At 70.8% G+C, this 20,730-nt stretch carries 19 protein-coding genes; 5 read left to right on the top strand and 14 right to left on the bottom strand.

Features of this window, described 5'->3' with window-relative positions; translation table 11 throughout:
- Positions 1-10: 10 nt before the first annotated feature.
- The 4 genes from H613_RS24615 to mraZ are packed head-to-tail and all read right to left on the bottom strand — an operon-like array spanning position 11 to position 4,148.
- Positions 11-2,155, bottom strand: a complete 2,145-nt coding sequence (locus H613_RS24615) for a peptidoglycan D,D-transpeptidase FtsI family protein (protein ID WP_156925842.1) — start codon at positions 2,153-2,155, stop codon at positions 11-13.
- A gap of 3 nt (positions 2,156-2,158) precedes the next feature.
- Entirely contained in the window at positions 2,159-2,722 is a 564-nt protein-coding gene (gene ftsL / locus H613_RS28920) for a cell division protein FtsL (protein WP_051392991.1), read from the bottom strand.
- Positions 2,719-3,684, bottom strand: coding sequence for a 16S rRNA (cytosine(1402)-N(4))-methyltransferase RsmH (gene rsmH, locus H613_RS0105700; RefSeq protein ID WP_035736323.1), 966 nt, complete (start codon positions 3,682-3,684; stop codon positions 2,719-2,721). Before rsmH ends, ftsL begins: the two co-directional genes overlap by 4 nt.
- Positions 3,685-3,689: 5 nt before the next feature.
- Positions 3,690-4,148: a division/cell wall cluster transcriptional repressor MraZ gene (mraZ, locus tag H613_RS0105695; protein ID WP_026923060.1), complete on the bottom strand. Its 459-nt coding sequence runs from the start codon at positions 4,146-4,148 to the stop codon at positions 3,690-3,692.
- 828 nt (positions 4,149-4,976) lie between these two features.
- Here mraZ and H613_RS0105690 point away from each other — a divergent pair.
- The 4 genes from H613_RS0105690 to H613_RS24600 all read left to right on the top strand — a co-directional run bounded on the left by H613_RS0105690 (position 4,977) and on the right by H613_RS24600 (position 10,591).
- Positions 4,977-6,209, top strand: a complete 1,233-nt coding sequence (locus H613_RS0105690; RefSeq protein WP_026923059.1) for a MurT ligase domain-containing protein — start codon at positions 4,977-4,979, stop codon at positions 6,207-6,209.
- Positions 6,199-6,918 (top strand): type 1 glutamine amidotransferase, encoded by a 720-nt coding sequence (locus tag H613_RS0105685; RefSeq protein WP_026923058.1) that lies wholly within the window; start codon positions 6,199-6,201, stop codon positions 6,916-6,918. Before H613_RS0105690 ends, H613_RS0105685 begins: the two co-directional genes overlap by 11 nt.
- Positions 6,919-7,023: 105 nt before the next feature.
- Positions 7,024-8,937, top strand: a complete 1,914-nt coding sequence (locus H613_RS24605; RefSeq protein ID WP_035736320.1) for a beta-galactosidase — start codon at positions 7,024-7,026, stop codon at positions 8,935-8,937.
- 46 nt (positions 8,938-8,983) lie between these two features.
- Entirely contained in the window at positions 8,984-10,591 is a 1,608-nt protein-coding gene (locus H613_RS24600; RefSeq protein WP_245598475.1) for an MDR family MFS transporter, read from the top strand.
- 7 nt (positions 10,592-10,598) lie between these two features.
- On the opposite strand, the gene H613_RS24595 is transcribed toward H613_RS24600, so the two are convergent.
- The 10 genes from H613_RS24595 to H613_RS24590 form a co-directional block, all read right to left on the bottom strand.
- On the bottom strand, positions 10,599-12,086 hold the full coding sequence (locus tag H613_RS24595; protein WP_051392990.1) for a serine/threonine protein kinase: 1,488 nt from the start codon (positions 12,084-12,086) through the stop codon (positions 10,599-10,601).
- 112 nt (positions 12,087-12,198) lie between these two features.
- A complete protein-coding gene (locus H613_RS0105665) occupies positions 12,199-12,855 on the bottom strand; it encodes an acVLRF1 family peptidyl-tRNA hydrolase (protein WP_026923057.1) in 657 nt (218 codons plus the stop codon).
- Positions 12,856-12,857: 2 nt separating this feature from the next.
- Positions 12,858-13,196, bottom strand: a complete 339-nt coding sequence (locus tag H613_RS0105660) for a metal-sulfur cluster assembly factor (protein WP_026923056.1) — start codon at positions 13,194-13,196, stop codon at positions 12,858-12,860.
- On the bottom strand, positions 13,193-13,660 hold the full coding sequence (gene sufU / locus H613_RS0105655; protein WP_026923055.1) for a Fe-S cluster assembly sulfur transfer protein SufU: 468 nt from the start codon (positions 13,658-13,660) through the stop codon (positions 13,193-13,195). The genes H613_RS0105660 and sufU overlap by 4 nt, the downstream gene beginning before the upstream one ends.
- Positions 13,660-14,928, bottom strand: coding sequence for a cysteine desulfurase (locus tag H613_RS0105650; protein ID WP_026923054.1), 1,269 nt, complete (start codon positions 14,926-14,928; stop codon positions 13,660-13,662). The genes sufU and H613_RS0105650 overlap by 1 nt, the downstream gene beginning before the upstream one ends.
- 29 nt (positions 14,929-14,957) lie before the next feature.
- Positions 14,958-15,719, bottom strand: coding sequence for a Fe-S cluster assembly ATPase SufC (gene sufC / locus H613_RS0105645; protein WP_026923053.1), 762 nt, complete (start codon positions 15,717-15,719; stop codon positions 14,958-14,960).
- A 13-nt stretch (positions 15,720-15,732) separates the two neighbouring features.
- Positions 15,733-16,068, bottom strand: coding sequence for a non-heme iron oxygenase ferredoxin subunit (locus tag H613_RS0105640; RefSeq protein WP_026923052.1), 336 nt, complete (start codon positions 16,066-16,068; stop codon positions 15,733-15,735).
- Entirely contained in the window at positions 16,065-17,249 is a 1,185-nt protein-coding gene (sufD, locus tag H613_RS0105635; RefSeq protein ID WP_026923051.1) for a Fe-S cluster assembly protein SufD, read from the bottom strand. The genes H613_RS0105640 and sufD overlap by 4 nt, the downstream gene beginning before the upstream one ends.
- Positions 17,250-17,282: 33 nt before the next feature.
- Positions 17,283-18,716 (bottom strand): Fe-S cluster assembly protein SufB, encoded by a 1,434-nt coding sequence (gene sufB / locus H613_RS0105630; protein WP_026923050.1) that lies wholly within the window; start codon positions 18,714-18,716, stop codon positions 17,283-17,285.
- A 1-nt stretch (position 18,717) separates the two neighbouring features.
- Positions 18,718-19,494, bottom strand: a complete 777-nt coding sequence (locus H613_RS24590) for a helix-turn-helix transcriptional regulator (protein WP_084546376.1) — start codon at positions 19,492-19,494, stop codon at positions 18,718-18,720.
- 166 nt (positions 19,495-19,660) lie between these two features.
- Between H613_RS24590 and H613_RS24585 the strand changes: the two genes are divergently transcribed.
- Complete coding sequence (locus H613_RS24585) at positions 19,661-20,656, top strand: COX15/CtaA family protein (RefSeq protein ID WP_051392988.1); 996 nt, start codon at positions 19,661-19,663, stop codon at positions 20,654-20,656.
- Positions 20,657-20,730: the final 74 nt, after the last annotated feature.

Here is a 20,730-nt window from a genome sequence, read left to right as displayed (position 1 = left end):
CGGAGCGGGCTCACCCCCACACGTCGAACTCCGGGGCGGGCCCCGTCGAGGGCGGAACCCCGAAGTAGCTCAACGTGAACTCGTTGATGTCCTTGAACGCCTGTCCGGTGGTCCCGCCGCCGCCTCCCCCGTTGGGCACGTACACGCTGACGGCCACCACGTACTGCGGGTCCTCGGCCGGGGCGAAGCCCACCATCGAGGCCACGTTGCCCGGCGCGTACCCGCCGTCCTCGGCCAGGCCGCCGGTGCCGGTCTTGCCCGCCAGGTGGTAGTTCTCCAGCGCGGCGCCGCGCGCGGTGCCGGTGTCGTCGACGATGGGCGCCTGGAGCAGGTACTGCAGGTCTTCGGCGTTCTGCTGGGACATGACGCGGTGCGTCTCGGGCTCGGCGCTGTCCTCCACGGCGTTGCCGTCGGCGTCGAGCTTGTGGTCGATGAGGGTCGGCTGCACGTACTCGCCGTCGTTGGCGATCGCGCCGTAGGCGGCGGCCATCTGGATGATCGTGGCGGTGCTCTCGTGGCCGATCGGCACGGAGCCGTAGGAGGTGCCCCACCAGTCCTCGGGGGCGTGGAGCATGCCGGGGGCCTCCCCGGCGACGCCGACGCCGGTGGGCTCGCCGAGCCCGAACAGCTGCTGGTACTCGTAGACCTTCTCCGCCCCCAGGCAGTCGGCCAGCTCGATGGTGCCGACGTTCGAGGACTGGGCGATGATCCCGGCCAGGCTCAGCATCGCGTCGCCGTGCGGGTAGTGGTCCTCGTAGGTCGTGCCGCCCTTGTTGATCGTCTGGGGCACGAACATGGTGCCGTCGGCCTCGATGCAGCCCTCTTCGAGAGCGGCGGCGAAGATGATGGCCTTGTGGATGGAGCCGGGGTCGACGGTGGCCTGGGTGCCGTAGTCGCGGTAGGCCTCTTCGTCCTCGACGTCGAAGGGGTTGGCCGCGTCGTAGGTCGGCGTGGAGGCCATCGCGAGCATCTCGCCGGTGCCGACCTCCATGACCATCGCCGAGCCGAACTTGCCCTCGTGCTCCTCGACGGTGTCCTCGAGGATCTTCTGCACCTGGTACTGGAGGTCGGCGTCGATGGTGAGCTGGAGGTCGTTGCCGGGCACGGCCGGCTCCTCGCGGTAGAACGCGCCGGGGATCGGCTGGCCGGCCCGGCCGCGCTCGTAGGAGACCTCGCCGTCGGTGCCGCTGAGCCAGTCGTCGTAGGAGGCCTCCAGGCCGCTGAGGCCCGTGGCGGTGTCGACGCCGGTGAAGCCGATGATATTGGCGGCGAGGTCGTGTCCGGGCACGATGCGGCGCTCGTCGTCGCCGACGATGAGGCCCGGGTCGTCCATCTCGGCGATCTGGTCGCCGACGGCGAGGTCGACGCCGCGCTGGAGGTAGGCGAACTGGATCGGGTCGCCCTCGGCGGTCTTGTCGGTGGCGATGAGCGGTTCGAGTTCGGAGGCGGGGCGGCCGAGCAGGGGGGCGAGCCGGGCGGCCAGCTGCGCCGCGTCACCGGTGACGCGGGTGGGGTCGACGGCGATGAAGTTGGCCTCGACGGAGTAGGCCAGCGCGTTGCCGTTGCGGTCGAGGATCGCTCCGCGCGAGGCGGGGAGCGGCTCGGTGAACAGGCGCTGGTTGAACGCCTCGGCGGCATAGGCGGCCGAGTCGGTGACCTGGAGTTGGACGAGCCGGCCTCCGGCGACGACGAGCAGGATGAGGACCACGGCGGAGGCGAAGCGGAGCCGCCGGGCGGGGTTGCCGGTGCGGGGCAGGTCGCGGATGGGGCGGACGGAGGGGGCGCGGCCTGGGGCGGGGCGCCGGGGTCCGGGCGTGCCGGGGCTCCGCGGCGCGGGGCGGCGCGCGGGCGCCTCCCGGCGCGGTCTGGGGATCTCGCGGCTGTCGGCGGCGCTCTCGCGCTGGCGGCGCTGCCGGGAGCGGGCGGCGGCCTCGCGGCGGCGCTTCGCGGCGAGGTCGTCGGCCGCGTGCTCCTTGGCCTCGCGGCTGCGGGCGCGGCGCGCGGCCTCGCGGTCGCGCGCGCCGTGCTCGCGGGCCCGGTTGTCCTCGGCCGAATCGGAAGCCGCCTCGCGGACGGTGCGTCCGCGAGGCGTGTAACGACGGGCTCTCGAGATGGAGGAGGGGTCGCGCCGTCGACGGGGGTCGGATGCTTCCACCGGTCACTCTCCGTTCCAGGGCACCTCGACGGTGGACCCGTCGGACAGGTTCAGGTGGACGACCTTGTCGGGCTCGACCATGCCGTACTGGCTGGCCTTCACTTCCAGGTTGTTCGGCGACTTCAGCTCGTTGAGCTCGCTCTGGAGCTCCTGCTCGGTCTGGTCGAGGTCGGCGGCCTCCGTGCGGAGGTCCTGGAGGCGGTAGGCGTCCTCGTTGATGACCGTGTTCAGCAGCAACAGGCCCACGATCCCGGCGACGACCAGCGCGAGGACCCCGCCGACGAACGCGGGGCGCGGCAGCTCGACCGGCTCGGCCGCGGGCTTGGCCGCGGGGCGCGGGGCGGTGCGGGCGCGCTTGACCGGCTCGGGCTCGGCCTTCCGCTCGGGGGGCGCCTCGACGGGCACGGCCTCGGGCTGGACCGCCAGGGAGCCGTCGACGACCGGAGCCTCGCCCGCCTCGCCGACGAGGGACCGTCGCCGCGACGATGCGGCGCGGGCCCGGCGGCGGGCGGCCTTGATGATCTCGTCGGCGTCTGCTCGGGGCCGACGGTAGGGCTCGTTGCTCATGAGTCGCCTCCTTCTCCGGTCGGTGCGATCCGCTCGGCGGCGCGCAGTCGCGCGGGCGCCGATCGCGGGTTTCGGTCGAGTTCGGTCTTGGTCGGTTGCTGGGCTTTCCTTGTCAGGAGTCGAAAGGTGGGCTCGGTTCCGGGGAGGTCGACCGGCAGGCCGGCCGGGGTGGCAGATTTGGCGCGCTGCGCCAGCACCTGTTTTGTGATGCGGTCTTCCAGGGAGTGGTAGGACATCACCACGACGCGGCCGCCGGGCGCGAGCGCGTCGAGTGCGGCGGGCAGGGCCGCCCGCCAGGTGTCGAGTTCGCCGTTGACCTCGATGCGCAGGGCCTGGAAGGTCCGCTTGGCGGGGTTGCCGCCGGTGCGTCGGGTCGCGGCCGGGATGGCGTCGCGCACCAGGTCGGCGAGCTCCCGGCTGGAGGTGATCGGGGCCTTGGCGCGGGCCGCGGCGATGGCCTTGGCGACGCGGGGCGCGAACTTCTCCTCGCCGTAGTCGCGCAGGATGCGCACGAGCTCGGTCACCTCGTAGGTGTTGACGACGATCTCGGCGGTGAGGCGGTCGTCGGGGTTCATGCGCATGTCCAGCGGGGCGTCCTGGGCGTAGGCGAAGCCGCGCTCGGGCCGGTCGAGCTGCATGGAGGAGACGCCGAGGTCGAACAGGACCGCGTCGGCCCGCTCGTGGCCGTGCTCGGCGAGGACGGCGGGGATCGCGTCGTAGACGGCGCGGGCCGGGATGAAGCGGTCCCCGAAGTCGGTCAGTCGCTTGGAGGCGAGTTCGAGCGCGGTCGGGTCGCGGTCGACGCCGATGACGGTGAGGCCGGGGTGAGCGGTCAGGAGCGCCTCGGTGTGGCCGCCGGCGCCGAGCGTGGCGTCGACGGCGAGCGCGCCGGGCCGCGACGCGGCGGGCGCGAGGTAGTCGAGCACCTCGTCGAGCATGACGGGCACGTGCGGTGCGTCCATGTCACTCACCTCCTTCTCACATGTCGTTCGACTAACAGGCCTTCGGGCAGGTCGCCCTCTTCGATGTCGGCGAAGTCCTCCTCGGAGGCCTCCAGGTACGCCTCCCAGGTGTCGGCGTTCCAGATCTCGACGCGGTTCGAGGCGCCGATGACGATCAGGTCGCGGTCGAGTCCGGCGTATTGGCGCAGTCTCGGCGGGATCGTCACGCGGCCCTGCTTGTCGGGGACCTCGTCGTGGGCCGAGGCGAAGAACACCCGGTTGTAGGCGCGGGCGGTCTTGCTCGACATGGGCGCGGCCTGGAGCGCGTCGGCCAGGCGGGCGAACTCCTCTTCGGGGAAGACGTAGAGGCACCGCTCCTGGCCCTTCGTGATCACCACCCCCTCCGCGAGTGCTTCCCTGAACTTCGCGGGGAGGATGACGCGGCCCTTGTCGTCCAGGCGGGGGTTGTGGGTACCGAGGAACATCGGCACCACCCCCCGTGACTCTCAGGCTTCGCGGCCTCCCATGCCGCGTCGGCGGGAGCCCCGTCCCGCCAATGCGCCCCACCATACTCCACTTCCCCCCACCCGTGGGGGTTGTTTTGCGCCGACATTCATGCTTCGAATGGTGAAGGCGCAGCTCAGCATCGGTGGAGTGAAGTGGAGTGGCGAGTGGGCGAGGAAGGCCACAGACGCTAGGTTCATTCACAATTCACTCATTGCGACCGCCAAGGCGCCCAAGCGAACCGGGAGGAGCGGAGTCGGGTCCGCACCGTGTGCGACCAATTTGGACACGTTTGGTACTGGTGTCGTCACCGGAAGCGATCGATGGACCACTGCGTCCCCTGTGGCGATTGCGAGGCCCGCTCGCGGCAGCGCGGCGCGGCGTGCGCGGGACGGAGGCGAGCAGGACCAGAACCTCGGGGATCTCGCGACAGCGCGGCGCGCCGGGCGGCCGCGGCCCGCTCCGGAGGCGGCCTGAACACGCTCGAAGCCGAACTGACGGCCCGCGGTTCACACCCGTGGGACCGCCGGTCTCGTGGAAGACCATGCGCTTGACCGGGATCTCCGCGGTTCGCGCCCGTGAGGCCGCTGGCCGCAGTCCTGTCGTCGGCTCCCGGCTCGCACCGGCGGGGCCGCCGGGCCGGGCTCCGGGGCCGGGGCCCCCGCCGCTTCCTGGGGCGTCCGCGCCGCAGCGCAATCAGCCTCACGCACCCCTCACGCTCAGCACGAGCACAGCGGGACATGTGACAAACTCTTCTGCATAGTCGTCGAGTCCGATCAAGTGGAAAGCGAGCCCGCATGAGCGCGAACCTGCCACCACGCGCGAAATTCGCCACCGCACTGCTGCGGACGGCAGCGGCGCTGTCGCGAGCGACCGGGCGCGGTGACGGCTCGGTCATCGGGGGGCGCGTGGGGCTGATAGTCGAGCCCCGGCTCCTGGAGCTGCTCGCCGACGGCCGCCACGTCGTCCTCGTCTCGGGCACCAACGGCAAGACCACCACCACGCGCTTCACCACCGCGGCGCTGGAGGCCATCGGGAAGGTCGCCACGAACTCGTTCGGGGCCAACATGCCCACCGGGCACACCACCGCCCTGGCCAAAGCGCCCAAGGCCACCTACGCGGCGCTCGAATGCGACGAGCACTACCTCGGGCAGCTGCTCGACGCGGCGCACCCGAAGGTGGTGGCGCTGCTCAACCTCTCGCGCGACCAGCTCGACCGGGCCATGGAGGTGACCGCCCTGGCGGCGAAGTGGCGCCAGACGCTCCAGGTCTCCGCGGGCCAGACGACCATCGTCGCCAACGCCGACGACCCGCTCATCGTGTGGGCGGCCTCGGTGTGCGAGCGGGTCGTGTGGGTCGCGGCCGGGCAGAGCTGGACGGCCGACTCGGCGATCTGCCCCAACTGCGGCTCGCACCTCGACCGCTTCGGGGAGTTCTGGCGCTGCACCAACTGCGGCCTGAACCGGCCCTCTCCGCAGTGGTCGGTGGCCCACACCGGCGAGGCCGTCGTCGGCCCCGACGGGCGCCGCTACGACCTCAGCCTCCAGCTGCCGGGCCGGGTCAACCGCGCCAACGCCGCCACCGCCCTGGCCATCGCGAGCCTGTTCGGGGTCGAGCCGGCCCAGGCCGCGCCGCGGCTGGCGCAGGTGACCTCGGTCGCGGGGCGCTACGCGAAGGTCGAGCGCGACGGGCGGCAGCTGCGCCTGCTGCTGGCGAAGAACCCCGCCGGCTGGCTCGAGTCGTTCGACATGATCGAGAAGGACCCGCCGGTGGTGCTCTCGCTCAATGCCCGCGAGGTGGACGGCTTCGACACCTCCTGGATCTACGACGTCGACTTCACCTCGCTGGCCGGGCGCAAGGTCGTCGTCACCGGTGACCGGCGCACGGACCTGGCCGTCCGCTTGGAGGTCGACCGGGTGGACTACATCGTCGTCGACGACATCAGGGCGGCGATCGCGGCCGTGGCGCCGGGGCCGGTCGAGGTCGTCGCGAACTACACGGCGTTCCAAGACATTAGGGCGGAATTCAATCGTGTCAATTAGCACACTGCGCATCGTCTGGCTCTACCCCGACCTGCTGTCGACCTACGGCGACCGGGGCAACCTGCTGGTGCTGGCCCACCGGGCCCGCGCCCGCGGCATCGACGTCGAGCCGATGCAGGTCCGCTCGGACCAGCACATCCCGCACGGCGCCGACATCTACCTCATCGGCGGCGGCGAGGACGGCCCGCAGGCGGTGGCGGCCGAGCGGCTGCTCGACGACGGCGCTCTGGCCAGGGCCGCCGAGTCGGGGAAGCCGATCCTGGCGATCTGCGCGGGCTACCAGCTGCTCGGCGAGTCGTTCTACGCCAACGGCCGCTGCTACGCGGGCCTGGGGATCCTCGACCTGCGCTCGGACCGGGGCGAGAGCCGGGCCGTGGGCGAGGTCGCCGGTGAGGGCTCGCCGGTGCTGGGCATCGGCCCGATCACCGGCTTCGAGAACCACGGCGGGCGCACCCACCTCGGCGAGGCCGTGCAGCCGCTGGCGCACGTGAGCGCCGGGATCGGCAACGACGGCGCCACCGAGGGCGCCTGGGCGGGGCACGTCGTGGGCACCTACATGCACGGCCCGGCGCTGGCGCGGAATCCGCGGCTGGCCGACCTGCTGCTGTCGTGGGCGGTGGGCATCGACCCGGCCACGCTGCCGCCGGTCGACGACACCTGGCCCGAGCGGCTGCGCTCGGAGCGGTTCGCGGCGCTCACCCCCGAATGAGCGCCCCGGGACGCGTCGGCCGGGAAGTGGTTGGCCGAGTTCCCCGAAGCGAGTTAGTTTTGTCAGGCAACTAACTCACACCCCGCTTGTCGAGAGGACACCCTCATGCACTGGCCCAAAGGCGTCGACGGACTCTGCTACGGCGGTGACTACAACCCCGAGCAGTGGCCCGAGGACGTGTGGGACGACGACGTCGCCCTCATGCGCGAGGCCGGGGTCAACCTCGTCAGCCTCGGCATCTTCTCGTGGTCCAGGCTCGAACCGAAGGAGGGCGAGTACGACTTCGGCTGGCTCGACCGCGTCCTCGACAAGCTCCACGAGGGCGGTGTCAGCGTCGCCCTGGCCACCCCGACCGCGTCCCCGCCGCCGTGGTTCACCCTCGCCTACCCCGACGCGCTGAACACGCGCCCCGACGGGACGCTCCAGGTCCACGGCTCACGCGACACCTATGACGTCCACGCCCCGGCCTACCGCGAGGCGAGCCTGCGGATCGCCGGGAAGCTCGCCGAGCGCTACGCCGAGCACCCGGCCCTGGCGATGTGGCACGTGCACAACGAGTACGGCTCCACGAGCCACTCCGCACACGCCGAGCGGGCCTTCCGCGCCTGGCTCCAGCGGAAATACGAGACGCTGGAGGCCCTCAACGCGGCGTGGTGGGGCTCGTTCTGGTCCCAGGCGTACTCCGAGTGGGACCAGATCCTCGCGCCCCGCGCCACCCAGTACCTCGCCAACCCCGCCCACGAGCTCGACTTCAAGCGCTTCACCTCCGACGCGCTGCTCGACCACTTCCGCGCCCAGCGCGACCTCCTGCGCGAGGCCGACCCCGAGATCCCCGTCACCACGAACTACGTGTTCGGCCAGTGGGTCCCGGTCGACCAGTGGCAGTGGTCGAGCGAAGTCGACCTCGTCGCCTTCGACTCCTATCCCAACGACGCGGACGAGACCGCCGAGCGGCAGAGCGCCCTCCACGCCGACCTGTCCCGCTCCTGGGCCGGAGGGAAGCCGTGGCTGCTCATGGAGCAGTCCGCGGGCGCCGTCCACAGCCCCGACGGGGCCATCGCCAAGGGCCCGGGCCGCATGAGCCGCCACTCGATGATCCACATCAGCCGCGGCTCCAAGGGCGCCATGTTCTTCCAGTGGCGCTCCGGTCGCGGCGGCGCCGAGCAGTGGCACTCCGCGCTGGTGCCCCACGCCGGCAAGGACACGCGAGGCTTCCGCGAGGTCGTCGAGTTCGGGCGGGCGCTCCCGGGCCTCGCCGCGACGGTGGACGAGCCCGTCGCGGCCGACGTCGCGATCCTGTGGAGCCCCGAGTCGTGGTGGGCCACCGGCGGCCACGCCTCGCTCCCGGCGAAGGTCGACTACTTCGAGAACGTGTCCCAGATCCACCGGGTGCTGCGCGACCGCGGCGTGACCGTCGACTTCGTCGCCCCCGAGGGCGAGCTCGGGAAGTACTCCACCGTGATCGCCCCCTCCACGTACGTGCTCAGCGAGGCCGCCGCCGAGAACCTGCGCTGGTTCACCGCCGGGGGCGGGCGGCTGGTCGCCTCCTACCTCACCGGCGCGGTCGACGAGCACTGCCAGATCTGGCTCGGCGGCTTCCTCGGCGGGCTCACCGACCTGTTCGGCATCCGCGTCCTCGAGCACCTCCCCCAGCCGGCCGGCGAGCTGCGGGCGCTGTGGAACTTCGGCGCCGCCGAGCGCTTCTGCGAACTGGTCGAGCTGCGCGGCGCCCAGTGCGTCACCCAGTACGCCACCGGCGAGGTCATCGAGAACCAGCCCGCCGTCACCGTCAACCCGTTCGGGGAGGGCGAGGCCTGGTACGTCTCGTGCAAGCTCGTCGACGAGGCGTGGGACCGCCTGTTCGAGGCGCTCGAACTGAACGGGCCCGGCTCGCCCGGCGTCGACGTCGTCGACCGCGGCCCGTGGCGCTTCGTCATCAACCACACCGACGCCGAGACTCAGGTCGGCCGCGTCATCGTCCCGGCCGGCGCGTGGGTGGTCGACAAGCGCGCCGAATAGTCGTTTCCGGCACGCCGAACGCGAGTCGCGCCATACGCTCGCCTTTATGGGCGATGACGCGAGGCAGGCCGGTCAGATGCTGAGCCGCCGGGAGCTGTTCACGCTCTTCGGCGCGCTCATGCTCGCGATGCTCCTGGCCTCCCTGGACCAGACGATCGTGGGCACCGCCCTGCCCACGATCGTGGGCGACCTGCAGGGCATGAGCGACTACACGTGGGTCGTCACCGCCTACCTCATCGCCACCACCGCGTCGGCCCCGCTGTACGGCAAGATGAGCGACCTGTACGGCAGGCGGCGGATCATCCTGCTCGCGATCACGGTGTTCCTGCTCGCCTCGGCGCTGGCGGGTCTGGCGCAGAACATGCTCCAGCTGGTGATCTTCCGGGGCCTCCAGGGCCTGGGCGCGGGCGGGTTGATGACCTTGGCGTTCACGATCGTCTCCGACGTGCTGCCGCCCCGCGAGCGGGGCAAGTACCAGGGCCTGTTCGGCGGCGTGTTCGCCATCTCGTCGGTGGCCGGGCCGGTGCTCGGCGGGTGGCTCGCCGAGGTGGACTGGCGCTGGATCTTCTACATCAACCTGCCGACCGGCCTGGCCGCGCTCATCGCGGTCGACCTCGTGCTGCGCCGCCACAAGCTGCCCACGCGGCAGCACAAGATCGACTACCTCGGCGCGGCCTGCCTCGTCCCGGCGGTGGTCTGCCTGCTGCTGGCCACCACGTGGGGCGGGCAGACGTACCCGTGGACGTCGGGGGTGATCATCGCCCTGTTCACCGCCGCCGCGATCCTGGGGGTCCTGTTCGTGTACGTGGAGACGCGGGCCGAGGAGCCGATCCTGCCGCTGCGGATGTTCCGCCACGGCACGTTCAGCCTCGCCGCCGCGATCGCGCTCGTCTTCGGCGTCGCGATGTTCTCCGGCATCGTCTACATCCCGCTGTTCTTCCAGATGGTGCGCGGCTACTCGCCGACGGGCTCCGGCCTGCTCATGCTGCCGATGATGGGCGGGATGCTCCTGACGTCGATCTCGTCGGGGTTCATCATCTCCAAGATCGGGCGCTACAAGTGGTTCCTGGTGTCCGGGTCCGTCGTCACCACGGCCGGGCTGACCCTGTTCACGCAGCTGCACCTGGACACGCCGCTGTGGCAGAGCGCGATCTACATGCTCGTGCTCGGCGGCGGCATGGGCATGTTCATGCAGCCGCTGGTGCTGGCCATGCAGAACATCGTCTCGGTCGAGGACCTGGGCGCGGGGACGTCGACCAACAACTTCGCCAGGTCGCTCGGCGGGGCCATCGGGACGGCGCTGCTCGGCGCGGTCATGAACTCCAGGCTCAACGGCGAGCTGGAGGCGAACCTGCCGGGGGCGATCGCCCAGGTGGGCGGCGGTCAGACGGACCTCAGCGACGCCGACCTGTCGAACGTGATGGAGTCGCCGACGGTGGTGCAGGGCCTGCCCGATCCGATCAAGGAGGTCGTGCAACTGGCGTTCACCGACGGCCTGGACATGGTGTTCACGGTGGCCGCCTCGATCGCCGCCGTCGCGATCATCATGACGCTGTTCCTGCCGGACTTGGAGCTGCGCGGGGCCAAGCCCGCCGACTACGGCGATGACACCGACGCGAGGGCCGCCGAGATCAGGGCGGACACCTCACCGTGACGCCGGGTCACGGGCAGTCCGAGGGGTAGGGGTCGAAGACCTCCAGCCGTATCGTCTCGTCGGTGTCGGCGGTCGCTCCGGCCGCCGGGCTCTGGGACATGACCTGGCAGTCCTCGGGCCACGGCGAGTAGGCGTACGGCTGGGGCATCCAGTATTCGAGGTGCTCGAAACCGGCGGCGGCGAGCTCGGCCCGGGCGTCCGATGACGACTGGCCGACGACGTCGGGGACCTCGGGCGGCTCGGGCCCGTCCGCTTCGGCGCCGTCGCCGGTCTCGCCGTCCGGATCCGAGCCGGAGCCCTCCTCGCCGTTCTCGGCGCCGTCGTCCGCGCCGTCATCCGCGCCGTCGTCCGCGCCGGTGGCCTCGGGCGATGCGGGGGCGGTGCTCGGGGACGGGTCCGGGGAGGTCGTGTCCTCCTCGGGTGCCGCCGTGGTGGCCGCGGCGTCCTCGCCGGTGCCCGACTCCTGTCCGGTGATGCGGCCGTCGGGGGCGTCGCGCCAGGGCGACCAGACGAGCACGGCCGCGAGGAGCAGGGCCGCTGCCGCCGCGGCGGTGACGGTGATCCTCCACGGCCAGCGGCGCCGCGCCGCTTGCGCGGCGGTGCCGATCGGGTCCCGGTTCGGCGGGGCGGCGGGCGGGGCGGGCCGCGGAGGGGCGATGGGGAGGGTCGCCGCTTCGTGCAGGGCCGTCCGGCACGCCTCGGCGAAGGCCGTGCCCGAGGCCCAGCGCCGCCCCGGTTCCTTCGCGAGCGCCTTGAGGATCACGGCCGCGGCCCCGGCGGGCACGTCGTCGGGCAGGGGCGGCGGCGCGGTGCTCAGGTGCCCGGCGACGACGGTCTTCGGGTCGGTGGAGTCGAAGGGCGGGCGCCCGGCGAGGCATTCGTAGGCGACCGCGCCGAGCGCGTAGAGGTCGGTGGCGGCGGTGACCTCGCCGGGGCCGAGCTGTTCGGGCGCGGCGTAGGTGAGGGTGCCGAGCGAGACGCCGCTGGAGGTCAGGGCGGTGACCCCGCTGACCTGGGCGACGCCGAAGTCGACGAGTTTGACGGTGCCGTCCTCGTCGATGAGGATGTTCGCGGGTTTGATGTCGCGGTGGACGATGCCCTGGCGGTGGGCGGCGTCGAGCGCCGTGGCGACGGACGCGGCGATGTCGAGCGTCCGCTCCGCGGGCAGCCGCTCCTCGCGGTCGAGGACCGCCGACAGCGATTCGCCCTCGACGAGCTCCATGACGAGGTAGGCCACCTGCTCGTCCTGGAGGGTGGCCTCGCCGTGGTCGTGGACGGCGACGATGCCGGGACCCTTCAGCCTCGCGGCGGCCCTGGCCTCGCGCTCGAACCGCGCCCGGGAGCGCTCGCCGTCCTCGAACAGGGAGTTCTTGAGGAGTTTGACGGCGACGGCGCGGTCGAGCCGGATGTCGTGGGCGCGCCACACCGCGCCCATGCCGCCGGTCGCGATGAGGCTGTCGAGTCGGTAGCGGTTCGCTAGCAGGGTCTCGGTCACGCGGGATCCTCGGATTCGACCGTGGTGCTGGGTGTTTCGAAAATCGGCCCACAGTCTAGCGGTCGGGTGCGATCGGTCCGTCCGGCCGCCAACGGGAGGCCCGCATGCCCCCTCAACCGGGAATGTGGACGGTGAAGCCGATGGCGCGGTAGGCCGTCTCGGTCAGCAGCGCCCGCTTGGGCTCGGCGATGTCACCGAAGTGGATGGACGGGGAGAGATGCCTCAGGCGCGGGTCGTCGAGGATCGCGTCCACCGCTCCCCCGGTCACCAGGGCGTCGAGGTCGGCGTTCGCGAGCACCGCCGCGGCGGCTTCGGCGGCGCGCTTCCCGGCGGCCTTCGCCTGGCCTTCGCGGCGGCGGGCGAAGCGCTGCTGGGACTGGCCGCCCGCCTTCGTCTTGCCCTGGACGTAGGCGGTGTCGGTCTTGGAGGCCTCCACGCGGCCGTCCACGACGACGCCGACCGAGTAGGCGCCCTTGCGCGCCAGGAGGACGCCGAGGCGGCGCGGTTCGAGGGCGTAGTCGCGGAGGCGTTCGGCGGCCGTGACGGGCTCGTCGTCGAGGAGCCATTCGGCGGGGATGCCGCCGGCGAGCGTCCACGCGACGCTCGCCGGCGTTCCGTCGTTCGACTCGATCGTCCAGGCGTCACCGTCGGCGCGGTGGGAGGCGATGCCGCCGTTGCGTTCGGCGAAGTTCGCGACCCACTTCGGGAGCCGTTCGGGTTCGACCTCGACGATCCGGCCGCCGCCCGAGGCGGGGCGGATCTTGGCCATCGCTAGACGTTGAAGCCCAACGCGCGCAGCTGGTCGCGGCCCTCGTCGGTGATCTTGTCCGGGCCCCACGGCGGGATCCACACCCAGTTGATGCGGATGTCGGAGACCAGGCCGCCCTCGGCGCCGCTCGTGAGCGCCGAGCGGGACTGGTCCTCGATGACGTCGGTGAGCGGACAGGCCGCCGAGGTCAGCGTCATGTCGAGCGTGGCGATGTTCTCCTCGTCGACGTGCACGCCGTAGATCAGACCCAGGTCGACGACGTTGATGCCGAGCTCGGGGTCGACGACGTCCTTCATCGCCTCGAGGATGTCCTCTTCTTTGGCCTTCGTTGCTTCGGTCATTGCTCGGCTCCCCCTCCAGGAGTCGGTACAGCTGCTTCTGCGCGGACCAGCGCGTCCTTGAACGCCATCCAGCCCAGCAGCGCGCACTTGACGCGCATGGGGTACTTCGACACTCCGGCGAACGCGACGGCGTCCTCCAGGGTCTCCTCGTCGCCTTCGCCCTGGCCCTTGGAGTTCATCAGCTCGGTGAACTCGCCGAGGCGCTCCAGCGAGTCCTCGACCGAGGCGCCCTTGACCAGCTCGTACAGCACCGACGCCGAGGCCTTGGAGATCGAGCAGCCCACGTTCTCGTACGAGACGTCGGCGACGGTGCCGCCTTCGACGTGGACGCGCAAAGTGATCTCGTCGCCGCAGGTCGGGTTGACCTGGTGCGATTCGCCCTCGTAGGGCTCGCGCAGGCCGACGCCGCGGGGCCGCTTGTAGTGGTCGAGGATGACTTCCTGGTACAGCTCGTCGAGATTCATCAAGCAAACACCTTTCGCACCTGCTCCAACGCCGACACCAAGCGGTCTATTTCCTCGGTGGTCGTGTAGACGTAGCCCGAGGCGCGGGTGGTGGCGGTGACGCCGAAGCGGACGCAGGTCGGTTTGGCGCAGTGGTGGCCGACGCGGACGGCGACGCCCTCGGAGTCGAGGACCTGGCCGACGTCGTGCGGGTGGACGCCGTCGAGCTCGAACGAGACCGTCGCGCCGCGGCCGATGGGCACGCGCGGGCCGATGACGGTCAGCCCGTCGACGGTCTCCAGCCGTTCGAGCATGTAGGCGGCGAGCTCCTTCTCGTGGGCGCGGACGTTGTCCATGCCGAGCGCGGCGAGGTAGTCGACGGCGGCGGCGAGGCCGACGGCCTCGGCGACCGGCGGCGTGCCCGCCTCGAACTTCGCCGGGGCCTTCGCGAACGTGGTGCGCTCCATGGTGACCGTCTCGATCATCGAGCCGCCGGTCAGGAACGGCGGCATCGCGTCGAGCAGTTCGGCCTTCGCCCACAGGACGCCGATGCCGGTGGGACCGAGCATCTTGTGGCCGGTGAAGGCGATGAAGTCGACTCCGAGCTCGGTCACGTCGACCGGGAGGTGCGGCACGGCCTGCGAGGAGTCGAGCCCGACCAGGGCGCCGACCTCCTTGGCGCGGGCGACGATCTGCGAGGTCGGGTTCACCGTGCCCAGCAGGTTCGCGACGTGCACGAACGAGACGACCTTGGTGCGCTCGTTGATGACCTCGTCGAGGTGCTCCAGGTCGAGGCGGCCGGTGTCGGTGATGCCGATCCAGCGGAGCGTGGCGCCGGTGCGCAGGCACAGCTGCTGCCAGGGCACGAGGTTGGCGTGGTGCTCCATCTCGGTCACCACGACCTCGTCGCCCGGCCCCAGCACGAAGCGCGGGTCGGCGCCGCGCTCTGCCACCGCGTTCTGGAAGGCGTAGGCGACCAGGTTGATCGACTCGGTGGAGTTCTTGGTGAAGACCACCTCGTCGTGGCTGATCGCGCCGATGAAGTCCGCGACCTTCGCCCTCGCGCCCTCGTAGGCCTCGGTGGCCTCGGAGGCGAGGGTGTGGACCGAACGCGAGATGTTGGCGTTCGAGTGGTCGGTGAACCGCCGCATCGCGTCGGTCACCTGGGCGGGCTTCTGCGACGTGGCCGCCGAGTCGAGGTAGGCGAGCGGTTTGTCCCCGATCTTGCGCCGCAGGATCGGGAAGTCCGCCCGGATCGACTCGACGTCGAGCTTGCTTGCTGCCTCCACGTTGGTCCTACTTCCTTTCAAGGCATGGCCTAAGCGGCCTTCGCGCCGACGTAGGACTCGTAGCCCTCTTCCTCGAGCTTGTCGGCGAGCTCGGGCCCGCCCTCCTCGGCGATCCGGCCGTCGACGAAGACGTGGACGAAGTCGGGCTTCACGTACCGCAGGATGCGGGTGTAGTGCGTGATGAGCAGGATGCCGCAGCCGGTGGTCTCCTTGGCGTGGTTGATGCCCTCGGAGACGACGCGCAGGGCGTCGACGTCGAGACCGGAGTCGGTCTCGTCGAGGATCGCCATCTTGGGCTTGAGCAGCTCCATCTGGACGATCTCGTGGCGCTTCTTCTCGCCGCCGGAGAAGCCCTCGTTGACGTTGCGGTTGATGAACGCCTCGTCCATCTTCAGCTCGCTCATGGCGCCCTTGAGGTCCTTCATCCAGGTGCGGAGCTTCGGGGCCTCGCCGTCGACGGCGGTCTTGGCGGTGCGCAGGAAGTTGGAGACGCTCACGCCGGGGACCTCGACCGGGTACTGCATGGCGAGGAACAGTCCGGCGCGGGCGCGCTCGTCGACGGCCATCTCGAGGACGTTCTCGCCGTCGAGCAGGGCGGTGCCGGCGGTGACCTCGTACTTCGGGTGCCCGGCCAGCGAGTACGCGAGCGTGGACTTGCCCGAGCCGTTGGGGCCCATGATGGCGTGGGTCTCGCCGGAGTCGATGGTGAGGTCGACGCCGTGCAGGATCGGCTTGGCGCCTTCTTCGGTGTTGACCGAGACTTGCAGGTCGCGGATCTCAAGCTTGCTCATTACTGGCTTCCTCTTAGGCTTCGGTGGTCTTGGGCTTCAGGCTGAGGTAGACGTCGCCGTCGCGGACTTCGACGGGGTAGCTCGCCACCGGTGTGGTGGCGGGCGGCCCGGTGGGCTTGCCGGTGCGCAGGTCGAACATCGACCCGTGCAGCCAGCACTCCAGCGTGCAGTCCTCGACGTCGCCCTCCGAGAGCGCCACGGCGGCGTGGGAGCACTCGTCGTAGAGGGCGAACACCTCTTCCTCCTTGCGCACGAGCACGATCGACGTGCCGTGGATGTCGGCGGCGACGGCCTCCGACTCCGGCAGGTCGTCGAGCGCGCACACGCGCAGGAAATCGGCGTCGGTCATGAGGCGACGGCTCCTCCGGCATCGAGGCGGGCGACGACGGCCTCGGTGAGCTCCTCGCGCAGGTCCTCGGACGGGATCTTCTGGACGATCTCGTTGAAGAAGCCCTTGACGACCAGGCGGCGGGCCTCGTCCTCGGGGATGCCCCTCGACTGGAGGTAGAACAGGTGCTCCTCGTCGAAGCGGCCGGTGGTCGAGGCGTGCCCGGCGCCGACGATCTCGCCGGTCTCGATCTCGAGGTTGGGCACCGAGTCGGCGCGGGCGCCGTCGGAGAGCACGAGGTTCCGGTTGATCTCGTAGGTGTCGGTGCCGGTGGCGGCGTCCTGGATGAGGACGTCGCCGACCCAGACGGTGTGGGCGGTCTCGCCTTGGAGGGCGCCGCGGTAGTTGACGTTCGAGCGGCAGTCGGGCACCGAGTGGTCGACCAGCTGGCGGTGCTCGATGTGCTGCCCGGCGTCGGCGAAGTACAGGCCGTAGGCGTCGACAGAGCCACCGCGCCCGGCGTAGTCGACCGACAGGAACTGGCGGACCAGGTCGCCGCCGAGGCTGACGGCGATGTGGTCGAGCTTCGCGTCGGTGCCGAGGCGGGCCTTCTGGTGCTCGACCTGGACCGATTCGCGGTCCCATTCGGCGACGGCGACCAGGCGCAGGTGCGCGCCGTCGCCGACGGCGATCTCGACGTTGTCGCCGAGGCGGGCGGGGCCGGTGTGGCGCAGGATCAAGGTGACGTCGGCGTGGTGGCCGACGTCGATGAAGGTGTGGGCCCAGGAGGCGCCGTCGAGGCCGCCGCCGGTCACGTCGATCCAGACCGGTTCGGCGATCTCGGCCTCGGGTTCGACGGTGACGACGAGGGCGCGGCCGGTCCCGGCCCAGGCGACGGCGCTGGGCCGGTCGAAGGGCGTGAGGATCGAGCCGGGGCGCGGGTCGTCCTTGGCGACCGTCTCGGTCTTGACGCCGGCGGGCAGCTCGCGCGCGGTGTACTCGACGGGCTTGATCGCGCGGGCGGTGTCGGCGTCGTCGAGGCCGGCGAGGCGCTTGATCGGCGTGAACCGCCAGTCCTCTTCGCGGCCGTGGAGGGCCGGGAAGTCGGCGGGGTCGAACGAGCGCAGCAGCTGCGACTTCGTCTTGGGCGGCGCCTCGCCCGCTCCGTGAGTGTGCGGGCGCGATGCTACTTCGATGCTCATCAGATCTCTTGGTTCCTTGTCCGTACGGGCCGCTTAACCGACCGCGCCTTCCATTTGCAGCTCGATGAGGCGGTTGAGCTCCAGGGCGTACTCCATCGGCAGCTCCTTGGCGATCGGCTCGATGAAGCCGCGCACGATCATGGCGGCGGCCTCGTCCTCCGTCAGGCCGCGGCTCATGAGGTAGAACATCTGGTCCTCGCCGATCTTGGAGACCGTGGCCTCGTGGCCCATGTCGACGTCGTCCTCGCGGATGTCGACGTACGGGTAGGTGTCGGAGCGGGAGATCGTGTCGACCAGGAGCGCGTCGCACTTGACCGTGGACTTGGCGTGGTGCGAGCCGTCGTCGACCTTGACCAGGCCGCGGTAAGAGGTGCGCCCGCCGCCGCGGGAGATCGACTTGGAGACGATCGTCGAGGAGGTGTGGGGCGCGGCGTGGGTCATCTTCGCGCCGGTGTCCTGGTGCTGGCCCTCACCGGCCATCGCCACGGACAGGACCTCGCCCTTGGCGTGCTCGCCGGTGAGGATGACGGCCGGGTACTTCATGGTGACCTTGGAGCCGAGGTTGCCGTCGACCCATTCCATGGTGGCGCCCTGCTCGGCGATCGCGCGCTTGGTGACCAGGTTGTAGACGTTGGACGACCAGTTCTGGATGGTCGTGTAGCGGACGCGGGCGTCCTTCTTGACGATGATCTCCACGACCGCCGAGTGCAGCGAGTCCGAGGAGTAGACCGGGGCGGTGCAGCCCTCGATGTAGTGCACGAACGAGCCCTCGTCGGCGATGATGAGCGTGCGCTCGAACTGGCCCATGTTCTCGGTGTTGATCCGGAAGTAGGCCTGGAGCGGGATCTCGACGTGGACGCCCTTGGGCACGTAGATGAAGGACCCGCCGGACCACACGGCCGTGTTCAGGGCCGCGAACTTGTTGTCGCCGGTGGGGATGACCGAGCCGAAGTACTCCTCGAACAGCTCGGGGTGCTCCCGCAGGCCGGTGTCGGTGTCCATGAAGATGACGCCCTGCTCCTCCAGGTCCTCGCGGATGGAGTGGTAGAGCACGGTCGACTCGTACTGGGCGGCGACGCCGGAGACCAGCTGCTGGCGCTCGGCCTCGGGGATGCCCAGCTTGTCGTAGGTCTTCTTGATGTCCTCGGGCAGTTCTTCCCAGGACTCGGCCTGCTTCTCGGAGGCCTCGACGTAGTACTTGATGTTGTCGAAGTCGATGCCGGAGAGGTCGGCGCCCCAGTTCGGCATGGGCTTGCGCTCGAAGAGCTTGTGGCCTTTGAGGCGGCGCTGGAGCATCCACTCGGGCTCGTTCTTGCGCCCCGAGATGTCGCGGACGACCTCCTCGGTCAGGCCGCGTTTGGCGTTCGCGCCGGCGAGGTCCGAGTCGGCCCAGCCGTACTCGTACCGCTCCAGGGAGGCGAGGGCCTCCTCCTGGCTCAATTGCGGGGTCTTCTGCGTGTCGGTCATCTCAAGCCTCACCTTTGACCTGTCGTTCGGATTGGTCCGGTCGTTCCGTGCTCGTGCGCCGCGGGGCGGGCAGCGGCACCGGGCCCGCGCCGCCGTGACCGGGGGCCGCTTCGCGGCCGCCGTGCCTTGCCGGGACGTGCGTGGTGCACACGCCGTCGCCGTTGGCGATCGTCGCCAGTCGCTGGACGTGGACGCCCAGCAGTTTGCTGATGACGCGGGTCTCCGCCTCGCACAGCTGCGGAAACTCCGCCGCCACTCCGGCCACCGGGCAGTGGTGCTGGCACAGCTGCCCGCCCGAGGCGATGACCGACGCCGTGGCGGCGTAGCCCTCGCCCGAGAGGGCGTCCGCGAGCGCCTGGGCCCTGGCCATCGGGTCGTCGGCGTCGGCCGCGCCGAGGGCGGCCGTGCACCGGGCCTCCAGGCGCGTGACCTGCTCGGCGGCGAAGGCGCCGATGGCGTCCTCGCCTTCGAAGCGGCGGATCCAGCGGAGCGCCTCCATCGCGAGGTCGTCGTAGGTGTGGCCGAAGGAGGCGCGGGCGGCGGAGGTGAGCTGGTACTGCTTCGCCGGGCGGCCGCGCCGCGGGGTCTTGACGACGCGCGTCTCGACCTGACCCTCGGACTCCATGACGTCGAGATGGCGGCGGGTGGCGGTGGCGGTGATGCCGAGGGCGCGGGCGAGCTCGGCGACCGTGGCGTGGCCGCTTTCGAGCAGCAGCTGCGACACTCGGCGGCGGGTCTCCCCGTCGGTCGAGTGGCTGCCGCCGACCCTCGTCACCATTTCCACAAGGAAAATGTTACTTAATTCGCTTCGCGGTGTCGACAGGGCCCGATCGTGAAATCTGGCACGCAGGATTGCCTAACCTCAGCTCGGAAAAGGCGGCCGCAGCCCACATCCGGGCACCGGGGCGGCGGCCGCGTCCGGCGTCCCGGTTACATTCGGCGCTGTGAAGCTGTTGCAGAGGTGGTTCGGACAGCCGCGCGCCGTGCGGCGGTGGGCGCTGGCGAGCCTGATCGCGAACGTCGGCATCGTCGTCACGGGAGGCGCGGTGCGCCTGACCGACTCGGGACTGGGCTGCGCGCAGTGGCCCAAGTGCACCGAGGACTCCTTGGTGGCGACCCAGGCGATGGGCATCCACGGCGCGATCGAGTTCGGCAACCGCATGCTGACGTGGGTGCTGGTCGTGTTGGCGGTGGGGGCGCTCCTGGCGGCGTGGATGCGGACGCCGCGCCGGTCCTCGCTGGTGAAGCTCTCGCTCGGCGTGCTGTGCTTCGTGCCCGCGCAGGCGGTGATCGGCGGCATCACGGTGTGGAGCGATTTGAACCCGTGGGTGGTGGGCCTGCACTTCCTGGCGTCGATCGTGATCCTGGTGTTCACCACGGCGCTGTACTTCCGCTCGGGCGAGCCGGACGGGCCGACGGTGCCGCTGGTGCCGGGCGCGGTGGGGACGCTCGCCAAGGCGGTGGCGGCGGTGGCGTTCGCGGTCATCGTGCTGGGCGTGATGGTCACCGGCTCGGGCCCGCACGCGGGCGACCCGGACTCGCCGCGCAACGGGCTGGACCCCGAGTTCGCGGCGCAGCTGCACGCCGACGGAGTGTGGCTGCTGATCGGCCTGAGCGTGGCGATGGTCGCGGCGGTGCACGCGGTGGGCGCGCCCGAGCGCGCGAAGCGGGCGGCGTACGTGCTGCTGGGCGTGGAGCTGCTCCAGGGCGCGATCGGGTACATGCAGTACTACCTGGGATTGCCCGAGCTGATCGTCGGCCTGCACATGCTGGGCGCGTCGCTGCTGTGGGTCAGCGCGCTGTCGGTGCCGTTCACGTTGCGCAAGCGCACCCCGCTGGAGACGGCGCCGCACCTGATCGTGGTGGGCGACGAGGCGACAGACGAAACGGACGCCCCCGAACCGGCAACCGCCGAGCCCGAAATCGCCGCAACGAACTGACGGCTCCGAGACCTCTTGGCGCGCAGCGCTATCTCATTCGCATCGACTCACTATCCTGTGTTATCATGATGATG

Origin of the sequence: Glycomyces arizonensis DSM 44726 (assembly GCF_000482705.1) — a bacterium.
Taxonomy (GTDB): domain Bacteria; phylum Actinomycetota; class Actinomycetes; order Mycobacteriales; family Micromonosporaceae; genus Glycomyces; species Glycomyces arizonensis.
The sequence above is the reverse complement of the archived record's forward strand: the minus strand, read 5'-3'. Positions and strand labels throughout refer to the sequence as shown.

Excerpts from the sequence above, each read along its gene's own strand:
- mraZ (WP_026923060.1), bottom strand. The coding sequence starts at position 4,148 with ATGTTCCTCGGTACCCACAACCCCCGCCTGGACGACAAGGGCCGCGTC.
- H613_RS0105640 (WP_026923052.1), bottom strand. The coding sequence starts at position 16,068 with ATGACCGACGCCGATTTCCTGCGCGTGTGCGCGCTCGACGACCTGCCG.
- H613_RS24605 (WP_035736320.1), top strand. The coding sequence starts at position 7,024 with ATGCACTGGCCCAAAGGCGTCGACGGACTCTGCTACGGCGGTGACTAC.
- sufU (WP_026923055.1), bottom strand. The coding sequence starts at position 13,660 with ATGAATCTCGACGAGCTGTACCAGGAAGTCATCCTCGACCACTACAAG.
- H613_RS0105665 (WP_026923057.1), bottom strand. The coding sequence starts at position 12,855 with ATGGCCAAGATCCGCCCCGCCTCGGGCGGCGGCCGGATCGTCGAGGTC.
- ftsL (WP_051392991.1), bottom strand. The coding sequence starts at position 2,722 with ATGAGCAACGAGCCCTACCGTCGGCCCCGAGCAGACGCCGACGAGATC.
- sufC (WP_026923053.1), bottom strand. The coding sequence starts at position 15,719 with ATGAGCAAGCTTGAGATCCGCGACCTGCAAGTCTCGGTCAACACCGAA.
- rsmH (WP_035736323.1), bottom strand. The coding sequence starts at position 3,684 with ATGGACGCACCGCACGTGCCCGTCATGCTCGACGAGGTGCTCGACTAC.
- H613_RS24590 (WP_084546376.1), bottom strand. The coding sequence starts at position 19,494 with ATGGTGACGAGGGTCGGCGGCAGCCACTCGACCGACGGGGAGACCCGC.
- H613_RS24600 (WP_245598475.1), top strand. The coding sequence starts at position 8,984 with ATGGGCGATGACGCGAGGCAGGCCGGTCAGATGCTGAGCCGCCGGGAG.
- sufD (WP_026923051.1), bottom strand. The coding sequence starts at position 17,249 with ATGAGCATCGAAGTAGCATCGCGCCCGCACACTCACGGAGCGGGCGAG.
- sufB (WP_026923050.1), bottom strand. The coding sequence starts at position 18,716 with ATGACCGACACGCAGAAGACCCCGCAATTGAGCCAGGAGGAGGCCCTC.
- H613_RS0105660 (WP_026923056.1), bottom strand. The coding sequence starts at position 13,196 with ATGACCGAAGCAACGAAGGCCAAAGAAGAGGACATCCTCGAGGCGATG.